12 protein-coding genes are annotated in these 17627 nt (G+C 42.2%); 5 read left to right on the forward strand and 7 right to left on the reverse strand.

The features are described 5' to 3' along the window. Positions 1-51: 51 nt before the first annotated feature. From BN161_RS00085 to BN161_RS00105, 5 genes are all read left to right on the forward strand, one after another. Positions 52-1545 carry a DUF5687 family protein gene (locus tag BN161_RS00085; protein WP_044261992.1) on the forward strand — a complete coding sequence of 498 codons (1494 nt, stop codon included), beginning with the start codon at positions 52-54 and terminating at the stop codon, positions 1543-1545. Positions 1546-1553: 8 nt separating this feature from the next. Further along, positions 1554-2363, forward strand: a complete 810-nt coding sequence (locus BN161_RS00090) for an ABC transporter ATP-binding protein (RefSeq protein ID WP_044261994.1) — start codon at positions 1554-1556, stop codon at positions 2361-2363. A 2-nt stretch (positions 2364-2365) separates the two neighbouring features. Then, entirely contained in the window at positions 2366-2878 is a 513-nt protein-coding gene (locus BN161_RS00095; RefSeq protein WP_044261996.1) for a C40 family peptidase, read from the forward strand. 36 nt (positions 2879-2914) lie between these two features. Then, on the forward strand, positions 2915-3799 hold the full coding sequence (locus BN161_RS00100; RefSeq protein ID WP_044261997.1) for a TraB/GumN family protein: 885 nt from the start codon (positions 2915-2917) through the stop codon (positions 3797-3799). 476 nt (positions 3800-4275) lie between these two features. Beyond that, on the forward strand, positions 4276-5808 hold the full coding sequence (locus BN161_RS00105) for a PAS domain-containing sensor histidine kinase (protein ID WP_044261999.1): 1533 nt from the start codon (positions 4276-4278) through the stop codon (positions 5806-5808). Between the two features lie 342 nt (positions 5809-6150). On the opposite strand, the gene BN161_RS00110 is transcribed toward BN161_RS00105, so the two are convergent. The 7 genes from BN161_RS00110 to BN161_RS00140 all read right to left on the reverse strand — a co-directional run bounded on the left by BN161_RS00110 (position 6151) and on the right by BN161_RS00140 (position 17613). Next, positions 6151-8445 (reverse strand): GH92 family glycosyl hydrolase, encoded by a 2295-nt coding sequence (locus BN161_RS00110; protein WP_044262001.1) that lies wholly within the window; start codon positions 8443-8445, stop codon positions 6151-6153. Positions 8446-8471: 26 nt separating this feature from the next. Beyond that, entirely contained in the window at positions 8472-9443 is a 972-nt protein-coding gene (locus BN161_RS00115) for a glycoside hydrolase family 130 protein (RefSeq protein WP_044262002.1), read from the reverse strand. Positions 9444-9802: 359 nt separating this feature from the next. Continuing rightward, positions 9803-11113, reverse strand: coding sequence for an MFS transporter (locus tag BN161_RS00120; protein WP_044262004.1), 1311 nt, complete (start codon positions 11111-11113; stop codon positions 9803-9805). A 13-nt stretch (positions 11114-11126) separates the two neighbouring features. Next, positions 11127-13406 carry a GH92 family glycosyl hydrolase gene (locus BN161_RS00125; protein WP_044262364.1) on the reverse strand — a complete coding sequence of 760 codons (2280 nt, stop codon included), beginning with the start codon at positions 13404-13406 and terminating at the stop codon, positions 11127-11129. Positions 13407-13657: 251 nt separating this feature from the next. Beyond that, positions 13658-14815 (reverse strand): DUF1735 and LamG domain-containing protein, encoded by a 1158-nt coding sequence (locus tag BN161_RS00130; RefSeq protein ID WP_044262005.1) that lies wholly within the window; start codon positions 14813-14815, stop codon positions 13658-13660. A gap of 24 nt (positions 14816-14839) precedes the next feature. Beyond that, a complete protein-coding gene (locus tag BN161_RS00135; protein ID WP_044262365.1) occupies positions 14840-15958 on the reverse strand; it encodes an endo-beta-N-acetylglucosaminidase family protein in 1119 nt (372 codons plus the stop codon). A 35-nt stretch (positions 15959-15993) separates the two neighbouring features. Beyond that, positions 15994-17613, reverse strand: a complete 1620-nt coding sequence (locus BN161_RS00140) for a SusD/RagB family nutrient-binding outer membrane lipoprotein (protein WP_044262007.1) — start codon at positions 17611-17613, stop codon at positions 15994-15996. Positions 17614-17627 lie beyond the last annotated feature (14 nt).

The following is a 17627-nucleotide window of genomic DNA, read 5'->3' on the forward strand; positions in this document are numbered from 1 at the left end:
CACTACCTTCCAATCGCTCCATTAATCACTAACAACTAATCACTAAACAACATGAATCTATTTCTTGAGCTACGCAGACACGGAAAGTTAGCTGAAAAGCGACATCCGATGTACGAGAAAAGTAAGTTCGGAAAGTTTTGGATGTACTTCATGAGTGTGTTCTGGGCAGGCTATCTCATTTTCTTCGGAACAACATTCGCTTTCGCCTTCGACGGAGGCGCCAAAGAAGCCTATCACGTAATGAACAGCGGCCTAATCTTCATACTCGCCCTGGACTTCCTTCTGCGGTTACCCTTCTTGAAAACACCGACACAGGAAGTTAAACCTTACTTACTGCTCCCTATCAAAAGGAGTCGTCTTATCGACTTCCTGCTCCTACGCTCGGGACTTAACAGCTTTAATTTGCTCTGGCTCTTTCTGTTTGTTCCGTTCGCTATTATCACTGTTACCAAATTTTATGGAATAGGGGGTGTATTGACCTACTGCATTGGTATTTGGTTGCTCATCGTATTCAATAATTACTGGTATCTGCTATGTCGTACGCTGATGGACGAACGCATCTGGTGGGTTCTCTTACCGATAGTCGTATATGGAGGTATTGCAGCTGCACTTTTCATTCCAGATAACAGTCCGTTATTCGGTTTCTTCATTGATCTGGGCGAAGGATTTATCACGGGAAACATACTCACATTTATCAGTGTCCTGGTAGCCATTTCCCTCATGTGGTTCATCAACCGGAGCATTATGCAAAAACTGGTCTACAATGAACTGAATAAAACAGAAGACACTACCGTTCAGGTAAAAACAGTATCCGAATACAAGTTCCTGGATCGTTATGGCGAAATAGGAGAATACATCCGGCTGGAGTTGAAATTGCTACTACGCAACAAGGTGTGCAGGAAGTCACTTTATTCCGTTACCGCTATAGTACTGATCTTCAGTCTTACCATCAGTTTTTCTGATATTTACGATGGAGCCATGCGCGACTTCTTCGTACTTTACAACTATATCATCTTCGGTATTCTGTTCCTCTCGCCACTGATGAGCTACGAAGGCAATTACATTGACGGACTGATGAGCCGAAAAGAGTCCATCTATTCATTGTTGCGTGCCAAATACATCTTGTACAGCATCGCACTCCTCATCCCGTTTGTGCTGATGATACCGGGTATGGTGACGGGTAAAGTGTCTGTACTGGGATGCATCGCCTGGGTCGTATTCGTTCCGGGTGCCGTATACTTCTGTATGTTTCAGTTGGCAGTGTACAACAACAAGACGCTCGACCTGAACGCCAAAATGACCGGACGGCAAAATGTGGGTACCGGTTTGCAGAACCTCATTTCAGGAGGTGCATTCGGAGTGCCGTTGCTACTATTCTTCGTACTGAATGCGACGGTGGGCAAAGAAGTAACCCCATGGATTCTCTTAGTTGTCGGCATACTATTCATCGCAACTTCAAGATGGTGGCTACGGAATGTATATCATCGCTTCATGAAGCGCCGATATAAGAATATGGAAGGATTTCACGATAGTAGACAAAAATAATAACGAATATGATAGAGATTAACCAACTTCAAAAAAACTTCGGCGAAAAGAAAGCCGTAGATATCGAGAAATATAGCATCTACCAGGGCGATATGTTAGGATTGGTAGGCAACAATGGTGCAGGTAAGACTACCCTCTTCCGTCTGATACTGGACCTGCTACAGGCAGATCTGGGAAATGTGACAATCAATGATATCGATGTATCCAAAAATGAAGACTGGAAACAATTCACAGGTGCTTTCATCGATGATGGCTTCTTGATCGATTACCTTACTCCCGAAGAATATTTTTACTTCATCGGTAAAATGTACGGTCTGAAAAAAGAAGAAGTAGACGAACGTCTGCTTCCATTTGAACGCTTCATGAGTAATGAAGTCCTCGGACAAAAGAAATTCATCCGTAACTACTCTGCCGGAAACAAGCAGAAAATAGGTATTATCTCCGCCATGCTGCATCATCCGCAATTGCTGATCCTGGATGAACCGTTCAATTTCCTTGATCCAAGTTCACAATCCATCATCAAGCACCTGCTGAGAAAATACAATGAAGATCATCATGCCACAGTCATTATTTCAAGTCATAACCTGAACCATACGGTGGATGTGTGTCCGCGTATTGCCCTGATGGAGAATGGAGTGATTATCCGTGATATTCGGAATGAGAATAACTCAGCTGAAAAAGAGCTTGAAGACTACTTCAATATCAGAGTAGAAGAAGAAATTGAAGAAGAGATGATGGAAATGACGGCCCAGGAAACAGCAATTCAAGAAGTGCCCGTTCAGGAAACAATTGTTCAACCGGAAGAGAAAGAGGAATAAGCATGAAGAAATACCTCTCTTATATAGTTGCACTTATCGGACTGACCTTTAGTTTAAGTTCTTGCCATACATCAGCACCTCGTCTCGACTACAAAGCGCTGGCAAAAGCTTCTGTCCGCATGGGAATAGACATAAATAAGGAAGATAACCACAAGTTGTACATTGCCTCTGCGGAGTGGATAGGAGTCCCCTACCGTGCAGGTGGTGACAACAAACGCGGAACAGACTGTTCCGGACTGGTATCACAACTCTATAAGCAGGTATATAACATCCGTTTATCCAGAAGCACCAATGAACAACTCAAAGAAAGCAACAAAGTCTCCCGTCGCAACCTGCGTGAGGGAGATTTGGTGTTTTTCACCAGCCGTGTGTCCAAGAAAAGAGTGGCACATGTGGGTATCTATCTTAAAAATGGGAAATTCATACATGCCAGCACAAGTAAAGGAGTTATTGTCAGCAGTCTCAGCGAGCAATACTACACGCAATACTGGCTTCGCGGAGGGCGAGTAAAATAATAAGCAATATTCAAATGAACTTTAATTTGAAAAATAATGAAAAAGATTTTAGGTATTCTCCTTTTTATCGGCATCGCACTGAATGCCAATGCACAGTTACTCTGGAAAATATCCGGTAACGGCTTGGAAAAGCCCTCGTACATTTTAGGAACGCACCATTTAGCTCCGTTAAGCATAAAAGACAGTATTTCCGGCCTGCCACAGGCAGTAGATGGTACTTCACAAGTATATGGAGAAGTAGTTATGTCCGAAGCAATGTCTCCTGAGTTCATGCAAACGATGCAGCAAAACATGATGATGGCAGGAGACACTACCCTTCAAGCTCTCTTCACCCCCGAGCAATATGAGTTAGTAGGCAAGGCTGTAAAAGAAAATCTGATGGCGGACATTGCCATGTTAGCTAAAATGAAACCGGCTTTCATCACCCAACAATTGACTCTTATTTTATGTATGAAGCATTTGGGTGGTTTCAACCCGCAAGAACAACTGGATACTTACTTCCAGCAACAAGCTATACAGAGTGGCAAGAAAGTAGGCGGTTTGGAAACTCCGATATCACAAATCAACGTACTGCTCAATAGTCAGACATTGCAACGCCAGGCAAATCTGCTTTACTGTTTAATAAGTGACATTGATAAAGCTATGGATCAAACCAAACGCTTAAACAATGCCTATAAAGCTCAAAACCTGGACGAAATGTTGAAACTGATGGAAGAGCGTGACGGCAACTCTTGTGACCCTCAACCGGGAGAAATGGAAGATCTGCTAGATAACCGCAACAAAGCCTGGATTGAGAAAATACCTTCAATCATGAAGGAAACCCCTACTCTCTTTGTAGTGGGTGCAGGACATCTGCCGGGAACAAATGGTGTATTGAACCTATTGAAAGAAAAAGGTTATACAGTGGAACCAATGAAATAAAAACTATAAATTCTCTCTTTACTAACATTTTATAAACACAAAAACGATGAAAATATCGGGTGATTGCAAGTGATTGCAGTCACCCGTTTTTATCATAATCCCCCTTTTACTTCCTCAATTCTATACTTTTATACACCACGATCCTTCTCATTTGAGAAAATAATCTTACTTTTGCACCAAAGTCTTGCAAGTTATAGCGATAATCTGCAATAATGACTTTATTTTATGAGAACGCAAGAAGCGAAAGTTATTATCCCTGGCCATTCGGAATCTGGAAAATTCAAAAACACTGCGGGGTAATAGCAACAGTTTCTTCACGTCTATGTTATTGTATACTTAGGCGTGAGGGCTGTTGTCTATTTACAGTGTGGGCATTTTCCAGAGCCTCGAATGGTAATAGACATAACAGTCCTCGCGCTTTTTTATATATTAACCTCCGCCAAAGAGGATAGGCGGAAACTATAAAAACACTAATTATGCAATTTCTATTATTGGGAGAAATACAAGTCTTTTTATTGCTCAGTGTTATATTTGTAGGGTTTCTATATTGGATAAACCGCAAATATAAGAGCTTTAATAAACAGATTATCAAGGCTATTGATATTCCAGTTTATTTAATAAACAAACAAGGTATTGTGCTTAAATTATTGAACGAGCCTACAGAAAAGGCTAACCTACTCCCACTCAATAACCTAGGGAAACTCAATCTCCGTAATTTGATTATAACCACTGAAGAATATCAAAAACATATAGCATTATTACAGAAAGTCCTGGAAACACGTACTCCCGAAAGCCTGATTGTAAAGATCAAAGTAGAAACTGGGGAAGAATTATATGTTTCGGTACGAATGGTATATTTAAATCGAGAGCGCGTCATCGCTTTTGTACGCAATATTACAGAAAGCGAAAACCAACGACAGGAAAATGAAAAATACCGTTACTTTCTGGAAAGCATACTCGAAAACCTTCCAATCGCAACTACGGTAAAAGACAATAATAATAAAGGACTCTATCTTATCTGGAATAAAAAAGCCTCGGAAATGGTAGGAATATCATCAGAAAAAATTATCGGCCATCCTGAAAGTGAATTCAATCATCTGATGCCCGATAATTTCATACAGGAAACCGACAGGCAGATAGCGGAAACAGGCCTTCCCCAGTCATACATCAAAGTTTTCTCCAATCCTAAGGGACAAAAACACACGTTATCCTTTCACAAAACGCTCGTTTCCTATAACAATGGACAAGAATGCTGGATAGTAAGTTCCGCACTGGATATAACAGAATTATTGGAAGCCAAAGAAAAAGCAGAAGAGTCCAACCGCCTAAAATCTGCTTTCCTTGCCAATATGAGTCATGAAATACGCACTCCCCTAAATGCGATTGTTGGCTTTTCATCCATATTATCTGAATACATTCAGAATGAAGACATGAAGGAATACGTACATATTATTGAAGAAAACAACCAACTACTCTTACAACTGATAAATGACATACTCGATATCTCACGCATAGAAGCAGGTATACTCGAATTCGTCGAAGGAAACATGAATGTCAACGATACCCTTCATGAAATATATACTACCGTCAAACTAAAAATCACATCTGACATTGATATCCGTTTTTTACCCGGCTTGGAACAATGCATCATTCATACAATACCCAAACGAGTAAAACAAGTTATAAACAATTATGTGTCAAACGCCATAAAGCATACCCCAAAAGGCTATATCGATATTGGCTATAACGTGCCACAAGAAGGCAAAATACGTTTTTTTGTACGAGATACCGGAACTGGCATTCCGGCTGAAAAACAGAAACACATCTTTGAACGGTTCGTCAAATTGGACAGTTTTAAACAAGGAACAGGATTAGGACTCTCTATATGCACCATGATCGCCGAAAGAATGAATGGTGAAATAGGAGTAAATTCAGTTCAAGGCAAAGGTTCCGAATTTTGGTTCAAGATACCTTATACCCCGGTTGAAGCATATACTTTGTCCCAATAAAGAGTGCCAAACCCTTATATCTGCAATATAAAACCTTTAAAAGAAAAAAGGTATATTAGGATTTAATACCCAACATACCTTTATTCGTCATTAAGTACAAGACGAGATATCAATAGCCCCAAAAGCTGAAAATCTGTCTGAAATCATAATCTGATTATCAAAGGATTACAAGAAGTTAACTCCTTATCGACAGGCTCTTTATTTTCAATCGACCAATAAGTTGCCATCTATAAAGAAACATGGATGCTCCCTATCTTTAAAACCTCCTAATCCAATTTTTTTTTATCTTTTGCCTTACTTTTTACTTTCGTGCGATAAGTATATACAGTTATCTTCTTTATACTATCGAAGTATAAATCTCAGCGCTCCACCTTTCACCAGTTCTTCATGACTGATGCGGTAGCGGGATAATTTCTTCCCTCCTAACTCCATCTCACGAATGTATAAGGACTCTGTTGAAGGGCGCTCAGTTTCTATCACCAACTTATCGCTTCCCCAAGTATCAGGGTCAAGACGAATTACCACCTTATCGAATACAGGCGTAGTAAGGGTATAATACGGATCACCAGGACAGTCGGGGTAAAATCCTATCATGTTAAAGATGGCCCAGGTAGACATGGTACCGGTATCATCATTACCGGGGATACCATCGGGAGCATTTTTAAAATACTTCTGCAAAAGCCTTTGAGTCTCCTTTTGCGTACGCCATTCTTCACCCTTGAAATAAGAAAAGAGATGAGCATAAGCAATGTCGGGTTCATTGGCGGGATCATAGAGACCATCGTCAAAGACACGCTGAAGTTTTTCAATGAAAGGTTTCTGTCCACCCATGAGACGGGCAAGCCCTTTCACATCGTGGGGAACATAGAAACTGTAATTCCAGGCACATCCTTCATGGAAACCGGGATTCGGTTCAAAATTCTCTCCCTGTCTCGGGTTGAAAGGCGAATAGAACTGACCGTCAGGCAGGATGGGACGGAAAGTACCAAATTCCTTACTATAGTAGTGTTTATATCCCAATGAACGGTTATAAAAAAGACGGGCATCAGCCTGATATTTCCGCGCTTCTGCTTTTTTACCCTGTTCCGCTGCCCGTTTACCCAATGCATCCGCCAGCAGGGAAAGAGAATAATCCGCAATATAATACTCTAATGCATGAGAGACTGAATTATCGTACTGTTCACGCAAAGGAACATATCCCAATGACATATAATCATCATTATCCGGCCTTAGCAAATTCTCGGCACCGGGCAAAGTGGCAGATTTATACATAGCTTCATAAGCCAGGTCGATATCAAAATCACGTAATCCTTTCAACCAGGTATCAACGATGACAGGAATAGACGGGTCACCCTCCATAGTCAACGTTTCACGTCCGTAGAGTTCCCATTTGGGCAGCCAACCATGTTCGCGATACATATCGAGCATGGAACGCACCATTTGTAACTGACGTTCGGGATAAACCAGCGTAAGGAGTTGGTGAACGTTACGGTACGTATCCCAAAGCGAGAAAACAGTGTAACGGTCTCCTTTTGTTGTCAGAATCTGATCACTTTCCATGGCGGGATACTGACCATTGACATCTTGCAGGATATTGGGATGTATCAATGTATGGTAAAGAGCAGTATAAAAGATAGTTTTCTGTTCTTCCGTTCCGCCTTCGACAAGGATACGCGAAAGATCCTCATTCCAATGCATACGGGCATCAGCCAATACCTGACTGAAATTCTTTCCACTTTGCTCTGTATCCAGATTCAGACGGGCATTCTCGATGCTGACAAAAGAAACTCCCATTTGCACTTCAATCTGTTCACCTTCCGTCGTGTTGAAAGTAAGAAAAGCACCGATATCATCTCCGGCTATTTCCTTACGATAACGGGTATAAAGCTTGTAGCGTCCGTTATCGGGATCCCATTCAGCTTCCACTCCGGTCATGGGACGCTGCTTTTTCCAATAACCGCTGGATGCCGGTTGCTTGTTGACACGCATTACAAAATAAATAGGAAATACCGCCTGGGGGTTATAGCAGAAAGTTCCCAATAATTTCATACCTTCAAATTCAGTGTCACTCACCTGTTTCAGGAAAGCACCGGTTTCATTAGTCAGTCCTTCACCCAAATTCAGTAATACATGGCTCTGTCCGGCAGGAAACGTAAAACGTGAAACACCCGTGCGGGGAGTGGCAGACACCTCAGTCTTTACGTTATAGCGAGTGAGGAAATTACTGTAATAGCCCGGAGAGGCCTGTTCGTCCTTATAACGACTTCCATACTCTTTATAATCTACGGACAATTCACCCGTAATAGGCATCAGCAATAAAGATCCCAGTTCGGGACACCCCACACCGCTCAGATTGACATGCGAATAGCCGGTGAAAAAACAATTGTGATACTCGTAAGGAGTAGACCACCAACGAGCATCTTTATCATACTTATTATCTTCCGATCCCATCACATTGAAGGGGACCACGGACATCATTCCATTGGGACAGACCGCTCCCGGATTAGTAGTTCCGAAGTTGGTAGTACCAATGAAAGGATTGACATAGCTTATAGGTAAAGAACCCTCTCCACCTCCGGCAAACGCCGGAAGCAGACAAAGGGTAGAAAGTGTGTAAGCCAATAAAATACGTTTCATAGTCGACTGATTCTTTAAGGGATTAACTATACAATGTTGTTTTTCTTCGTAAATTCTATAATTTCCGAAATATAGCCAAAGGCCATGCCAACAACTGTATCGGCAGCGCCATAATATACAGCTACTTTATCTCCATCCTGCAAAGAGGCGCAAGGAAATACTACATTGGGCACATCTCCCTGCAATTCATAAGGAGCAGCAGGTGCAAGCAAATACGGACGGGTACGATATAACACTTTGTCTGGATTCTCTTTATCAAGAATGGCCGCTCCCATAGAATAGCGGAAACCGTTGCAGGTAGTAATAACCCCATGATAGAATATCAACCAGCCCTCTTCAGTAAGGAACGGAACAGAACCTGCCCCTATCTTCGTACACTGCCATGCACTTTCGGGGAAAGGAGTAACTTTCATCACACAACGGTGTTCTCCCCAATATTTCATATCCGGACTGTAGCTGATGTAAATATCTCCAAACGGTGTATGACCGTTGTCGCTCGGACGACTCAACATAGCATATTTACCATCTATCTTCTGCGGAAAAAGTACCCCATTGCGGTTAAAAGGCAAAAAGGCATTTTCGCACTGAAAGAATTCTTTGAAGTCGAATGTATAACCGATACCAATTGTAGGTCCGTGGTAACCATTGCACCAAGTAATCCAATAACGATCTTCAATCCAGGTGACACGCGGATCATATTTATACTCGGACTCTATCATCTCCGTATTCCCCGCCTTAAAGCTAATGGGTTCGTGATTTATCTTCCAATTGATTCCGTCTTTACTAAAGCCCGCAAAGATATTCATCTGCACCGACTTATTGTCACAACGGAACACACCGGCAAACCCATCTCCGAACGGAACTACCGCACTGTTGAAAATACTGTTGGAACTCGGAATGTGGTAACGCCCGATAACCGGGTTCTTAGAATAGCGCCACATGACATCTGAGCAACCTTCAGGACGTTCTTCCCAAGGCATTGAAATTTTGCTGTCCATAATTCTTTTTATATTTATTGTTATTACTAATTTTATAAATGGAAATTTAGCAGTGAAATACTCTGACTATCCAAATTCCCCTCCTCCCCGGAGGAGGGGTGCCCAAAGGGCGGGGTGGTAGGTAGGAAAGAATACCTTAATATTCTTATTAATAGGTATTTATTATTTTACCTACCACCTCCCCCTACGGGTACTCCTCCTCCGAGGAGGAGGAGAATTGAGATAGTTCTGCCTATTCATTCTCGCCGCTAAATTATCATTTAATTCATTACTTTCCGGATATGAACATAATTCAACTCCTGATTCGCATGATTACTTAATCTGCGAAAATTTGCGTTAATCTGCGTTTCGCTAAATTATCATTTAACCTTCTTTTCATCCGGATAGGTAAACGGCACAAAATACGTTATCAGGAATGCCGGAATAGTAGCAAACATCGTGAAGACGAAGAATGTCTTATATCCCAACGCGTTACTGACAAAGCCACTGATAGAACCCGGCAACATCACACCCAAATTCATGATGCCTGAAGCAAAAGCATAGTGAGCCATCTGGTGCTTACCGGGTGCCACTTGCTGCATCATAAACAGCGACAAACCTACGAATCCGAAACCATAACCGAAATATTCAAGCACAATGGCACCGCCTATCAACATGCCGTTCTCCGGCTGATAAATGGCCAGTAGTGTATAAGCCAGAAATGGAAGATTGAAAATGCAGCATAGTGAAAACAGCGTGCGACTCAACCCTCTGTGAGATATATAATAGCCGGCCAACAAGGAACCCAGCACAAATGCAGCCGCCCCATAAGTACCATAGTACAAACCTATCTCCTGTTCTCCCAGTCCCAGACCGCCGACTGAACGTTCCGCCTTCAGAAACAACGGCACTATCTTCATGACAAAACCTTCGGCCAAACGATAAAGAATGATGAAAGTAATGTAATACCAGATATGTTTCTTCTGAAAGAAGTTCCGGATCACTTCCACCAACCGGTTCCAAGTTTCCTTGCCGGATGTCGTGCCCGTGGCAGCAGTTCCTCCCGAAGGCAACATACGCATGTGATACACTCCCAGCAATACCATTACAGCAGCCAGAATGAACATAACCGTCATCCAAGCCTGTACTGTGGCTTCATGACGAACAGTTTCCTCCGCTCCCGGAACTCCCCCATAGTGTTTCAGCAACCATCCTGCCAACCAAACCAACCCACCGGATGCGACAATCTTAGCAATATTATAGAAAGCACCTTGCCAACCTATATATTTAGCCTGATCCTGCTTATTCAATTCTGACATATAAACACCATCGGTTGCAACATCATGCGTTGCCCCGCTGAAAGCAATAATCGCCAGTAAAGCAATACATACGGCAAAGAAAGCCGGAAGATGCAACGCCAACGCTACAAGGGCAAAACCTGCCCCGGTAATCAGTTGTGTCAACACTACAAAGAATTTCTTCGTTTTGAACATCTCCAGAAACGGACTCCAAAGGAATTTCAGTGTCCAGGGCAACATAATCAGTGATGTCCACAAAGCAATTTGCGCATCATCGATGCCCAGACCTTTAAACATCAGTACAGATACCATATTCAGCACCACAAAGGGAAGCCCCATAGCAAAGTAGACGGTGGGTACCCAGGAAATCGGATTACGACTATTTCGACTCATACCTATTTGACTTTTATTTCAGCGGTTCACCGCCCATCGTTAATTCCAGAGTACCACCGTCTATCATATCTTGATGTGCAAAAAAGGGCGCATTCAGTTCTTTACCATTCAGGACCATCTTCTGCACATACTTGTTCTCGCGACTATTGTCATGTGTTACGATGGTGAAAGTCTTCCCGCCTTTCAGGTGAATGGTTGCTTTATCAAATAAGGGACGGCCGATAGAATACACAGGTTTGCCCGGACATACCTGATAGAATCCCATCGCATTGAGAATGTACCAAGCAGACATCTGTCCGCAATCCTCGTTACCCGAAAGTCCGTTCGGATCATTAAAATAAAGTGTATGCAAAACTTCATCTACCAATTCCTGAGTTTTGTATGATTGTCCTACATAATTGTAAAGATGTGTAATATGATGACTCGGCTCATTGCCATGCGCATATTGTCCGATCAACCCTGAAATATCAGCAGATACCAGTTCCCCTTCCAAAGCGGAATTAGCCGTAAACAGTGAATCCAGTTTGCCTATGAAAGCTTCACGACCTCCCATCAATTCTACTAATCCTTCTACATCATGAGGCACAAACCAAGTCCACTGCCAGGCAGTACCTTCACAATAATCGTCACTGCGATGATTGGAAGAACGGGGATTGAAAGGTGTACGCCAGTTGCCCTCACTGTCCAGCCCACGCATAAAACGGGTGGAAGGATCAAAATAATGTTTGTATCCTTTGCCAAACTCGGCATATTTCTGCTGATTGGGCGCATCGCCCTGCTCACCGGCAAGAACAGAAATACACCAGTCATCGTATGCGTATTCCAGCGCTTTGGCTACCGCCTCATTATCCTTATCGCAAGGCACATACCCAATCTTATTCTTCCAGTATTTAGCCTGTGGCATCAGATGGGGTAATACCAAAGGAGGGCACTTTATTCCTGTCGTATCATATTCGGCAGCACGCAAACAAGCCTGATAGGCCTCTTTCACGTCAAAATTACGGGCACCTTTCATATAAGCATCCGTGATGACGGAAGCGGCATGATAGCCGATCATCGTACCGGTATAGTTTCCGGCCAGCTCCCACATCGGGAAGACACCGCCTTCACGCTGCTTAAGAAGAAGAGAGCGGATAAATGCCTCATTCAAATCCGGATCTATGATGGTCATCAAAGGATGATAAGCACGGAAAGTATCCCACAAAGAAAAGATGGTATAAACAGGTTGGTCCACACTTCCCTGGTGGGGTTTCAAATCCATACCCAGATAGCGGCCATCAGCATCTGTAAACAAGTTAGGCTGCACGCCTGTATGATAAAGTGCAGTATAGAACATAGTGCGCTGATCAGCATTTTCAGTTTCAATATCTATCTTTGAAAGATAATCATTCCAGGACTGGCGGGCAGCCTTCTTTACTCCGTCAAAATCCCATCCGGGAATTTCAGCTTCCACATTCTTGCGTGCTCCATCCATATCGACAGCCGAAACGCCTACTTTCACAAGCACCTGTTCATTTTCTCCGGTTTCGAACTGCAATAAGACTTTAGCGGTGGGCAACAGCGGGCCGTCTGCATCCAATGCCATAGAATCGGTCACTAATGTATAGGTGAAAGGCTTGGAGAACTTAGCATAGAAATTAATATATTGGTCGAAAGCCCAATATACGGTTTTCTTATGTCCGCGGATTTCCGTATCACTGATCACTTCCAGTACCATATCCTCATTCGTCTGGCGTTGCAGACTATAATCCAAATCGAGAATAAACCCGGCATCCGCTGCTTTCGGGAAGGTATAACGATGAATTGCGGCACGTTTGGTTGCGCTTAGTTCTGCTTTGACCCGATAACGGTCTAAGTATACGGAATAATATCCCGGTTCAGCAGTTTCATTTTCATGAGAAAATGCGGAAGCATAGGCCATCTGCTGACTTTCCGTTCCCATAGCCTGATAACTTTGCTGTCCTACGGTGGGCATCAGCAATACGTCACCATAGTCACCACAGCCGGTGCCATTGAGATGGGTATGTGAGAAACCGTTGATCGTGGAGTCAGCATAATAATAGCCGGAACAAGCATCCCACTGATAAATACGCGTATCAGGGCTGGGTTGAATCATCCCGTTAGGAACTACCGCTCCGGGATATGTATGTCCATGTCCGCCTGTACCGATAAAGGGATTCACGTAGGATGCGTGGTCTTGTTGCTGAAGCACATATGTACAGCTACAAACCGCCATTCCCAGTAATAGGAAAGCACTCGCCTGCTTTGCAATGGATTTCATGTTTTTCATCATTAAATTCAGTTTAATGAGCATTGACGCTCTTTTTTTTCACTATGTATCAATAATACAACTCACTTTGTTGAACTACTACCCTTAGAGTTTCAATTTTAAATTTAATTAGCATATCTCCTGTTGTTTCATTCTAAAACAGAAATGCAAGTTCCTGTAACTATTAACTACAAAAACTTGCATTCTACTGTAAAACAAGGCTTATTTTTATAGTAAACAAGACTATAAAGCCTTTCTAAACTTCAACTATAAAGTTATTTTATGGTTACCGGTTCATCCAAATCAATAATATTGAGAGCAGAACGTCCCCCATTGACCAGACCATCCATACCATGCCCCGAAGCATCTTTCACTTTCCAGGTATCTCCATCCTGGAACTGGTCTGTTCCGTTCAGTTTATAATAGGCGGCAAGTCCCTCTGATTTCGGATCAACGGTAATCATATTCTGTTTTATTTGATTTTCCGTACGGGATACATTCCAAAGTCTGACTTCACTCATGCGACCATAGAATGGGCGCTCTCCCCACATGAATCCTGCCACTTTTCCGATAAAGAACCCTCCTGCATTGGCCGTAAGGTCGAAGTTAGGCGTATCCCAAGTAGCCTCCGAAGCCTTCTCACCATTGATGTAAATAGCAGCCTTTCCAGTCGGTTGATCATACGAGAATGCTACATGATACCATTTCTGTTCTTCCAGACCTTGCGAAACACTGAATTCCTTGCTACCGGCAATCTGTAAGTGATTTGCAGCTACCAAAGGTGTGTCACCGATACGGAAAATCAACTTACCTTCACATCCCATAACCGTATTATTATTTCCAAACCAGTCCACATTAATCAACGCCTCATACGTAATGGAAGTAAATAGTGTACCCGGTACCAAAGGAACCTTGATATAGTTACTAGAAACCTTGGCCACCTTCATAATACGTACCGGCTTAGTAACAACAAAATAAACGATATCTCTTTCTTCAATAATAGGCAAAGAAGCCGACTTGATACGCACCGGTAGAAGATAAGATTTTCCCTCTTCTATACTTTTCAGATTAGAAAACTGCAAAGAAACCAATTCCGCATACACCTGACCATCAGGCACTACAGAAGAGCCACTACCCAACTTCACATTAGATGCCTCAAAAGTTTCATATTCCGTACCGTATTTTTTATTATACGCTTCTACAACGCTGGGATCCGCTACTTCATAAGATACCTCTACCGAAGAAGAATATAAAGAAGATACTCGGGCCTGCAGATCATGAGTCATTACTTCTGCATCAGTTACCTCGATTACATATTCCTTGTTTTCAAAATAAACCTTAGGTTCCAACAAATCACTTTCACTATCATTACAACTGCCTAACAGCATGACGATAAAGCAAAATGCTATATATTTCAATAAATATTTATTCATATCCTTTAGATTCTAAAATTTAATTTATTTCTTTTCCTCTTTGTTCCCCTGCTCAGCTTTCCATTCATTAAACACACGCTGGTTAATTTGTATCGCTTGCCGCATCCACTTATAATCGGGTGTATTGTCATAATCATTGTCAAAGCGATAGGCTCCAACACCTCCTTTATATCCCTTGTCAGGCATATAGGCTGCTTGTCGTAACAACTGTCCGCCATGTCCGGCAGAAGCCTCAAAATTCTCTGTTATAATAAGCTTCTCAGGTATATTTCCGGGAGAAGTATAGTGAGGGGATGAACTTCCATAAGACTGGGTTATCCAGTAATCTACATACTCTTCCATTTCTTCGGGAAAATAGCCTATAAGACCGTCAATACACAACAACTTATGTCCTTTTCCTTCCGGATCACTTTTGGGACCAATGTATTTGCCCATTTCTTTAACCAAGAAAACAATAGTCCGATTGTTTAAAGTTCCATCAGAATCATTAAAACCGCTACCCGGTTCCCAGTCAATGTCAAAACCATCCCAATCACCTACAACCAGTGAGTCACAAAGCGCTTTGGCAAAGTTAGCCAATGCTCCTTCCAAATTTTCAGTATTGTTCAAATCATGAGAAGTAAATCCCCAGAAGTCCCAACGTGCATATTTTCTTTCCGTTGCAAGTTTATCATCAGACCATCCTTCTTCCTCAGCCTTCTTTTCCACTTCTGCATAAACAGAATTAGGGGTTCTTCCCTTTCCTAAATGCGAAAGTAAACTAACTTCCAACAATTTTATACCTTTTACTTTCTGCACAAATTCCTTGTCTGTCTTTTGTGCTTCCGTTATCTCGAATCTTCCGGGAGCACCACTCCACATAGATATAATATCCATGCTATCGGGTACAGAAGACAAATATCCCTTTCGCATCGCTCCCGATGGAGCCCAGTTAGAAAACCATCCAAACGCTACGGGACGACCATAGTTATTGGCGGTTGCTTTATATTCACGCAAGTTGGCATAATAAGCTTCACTCTTCGCATTATCCAAGGTGTTGTATCCGCCGATGTGATCAATTTCTATATTTTCTACATCCGTACAAGATGTTGCCATCATGCTCAGTAACGGAATGATATATAATATTTTTTTTAATGCTTTCATATTCTTCATTATTGTATTAAAACTGTTTCTATAGATTATCGCTTGCAATCCCACCATAAACGGGTAGAAGACTTATCTTCACCGCCCTGACCATTATTAAACAACTGCAAAGCAGCTTTTAACTCTTCTGTATCTTTGAAACTTGCAGGATAAATCATACGGCGAACGCCTCCTTCGACAGTAGCCCCTTGGAATGAGCCTTCGTTCACCATTACAGGATTCAAATCCGGATAACCGGTTCTTCTCCATTCTGTCCAAGCCTCCTGACCATTCGGAAAGAGTGCAATCCATTTCTGAATGATAATTTTCTCCAGTTTCTCTTCCTGATCACCTTCAAACTTAGCAGTAACAGCATGAGGTGCAGCAAAACTGCAAGAGTAACGCCCTCCAAATTCATGTTTTACGGGGATCTCATCAGAATTCATATAGTTATCAACAGAAGCGGAAATGCCATTTTCCTGGAATGACATTGCAATACCTTGTTTATAGAGTTCATCGGCACTTCCAAACTCGCCTCCCCATACCAAAGCCGCTTCAGCACGTAAGAAATACACTTCAGAAGCACGCATCCAGTAAGTAGGAGTACTATCTTCTATTTTAGGTTTAGAGAATAACTTATAAACATCATTCTGCCCATAACGATGTCCGGCTGGTACAGCCTGATATTTTTTACCATCGTCAGCTAATTGTCCAAGCTCGCTAGTCGCATCTACAGGCTTGAAATAAGTACTTAAACGAGGATCTTTATAGCCCATCAAATAAGAAAATATAGACGATCCCATACGTGTTTCATTATACTGTTCAGACAACCAGTTAATATTGTTGCGGAAAGTAATGCCTGCACCCACACTCATTTGCGCTTCTTCATCCTTATTAGTCATTACACCAATAGAGTGTGTAACTGCCTGAAGTGCATATTTTTTAGCCATTCCCTCATCGGCAAAACGAATACGTATAGCCAAACGAAGCATCAATGAATTGGCATACTTCACCCATTTCCTTGTATCGCCCGCATAAACGGCATCGAAATCTTCCATCAGAACAACCCCACCTTCAGCTTTCAACGTCAATACATCAATGGCCTCAGTCAAATCCTTAAACATGGCTGTATACACATCCTTCTCTGAATCAAAAGGAATGTTCATTGTTGCATCCGCCGCATGAGAATAAGGTATGGGTCCGAATGACTCCAGCGCTTTGTGCCATGCTGAAATTTTCAGTATTTGCGCCAATGCAAAAACTTCAGGGGTATTGTTCTTTTCAGCAGAAGCTTTCAATTTTTTCCAAGGAACGAGCACATTCGTGTACGCACTTGTATAGGTAGACGAAATCATAGCATCCAACAAATAATAAGTCGGGTGCGAATTGCCTCCCCAATCATTATTCTGTCCGAAAAAGCCACTCCAACAATCTACTGAAAGATGATAAGCAGTCTGATAAAGATTAATAATATCCGTATCATCGGCTTGTGTCCCCACAGGAAAAACTGTTTTTTGCATACTTGTCACCGATCCACCTACAGCAAAGCCATCCCGTATACCTTCTTCGTCAGTCATTCCCTGACGATCTGTATTGATATTCTCGTAATCACATGACACTAATAGCGACATGGCGCATATACTTGCTAAGAGTTTATATTTATTTATCTTTTTCATAATAAAGCGGTCTA

The sequence above is a fragment of the Bacteroides timonensis genome (assembly GCF_000513195.1).
GTDB classification, from domain to species: Bacteria; Bacteroidota; Bacteroidia; order Bacteroidales; family Bacteroidaceae; genus Bacteroides; species Bacteroides timonensis.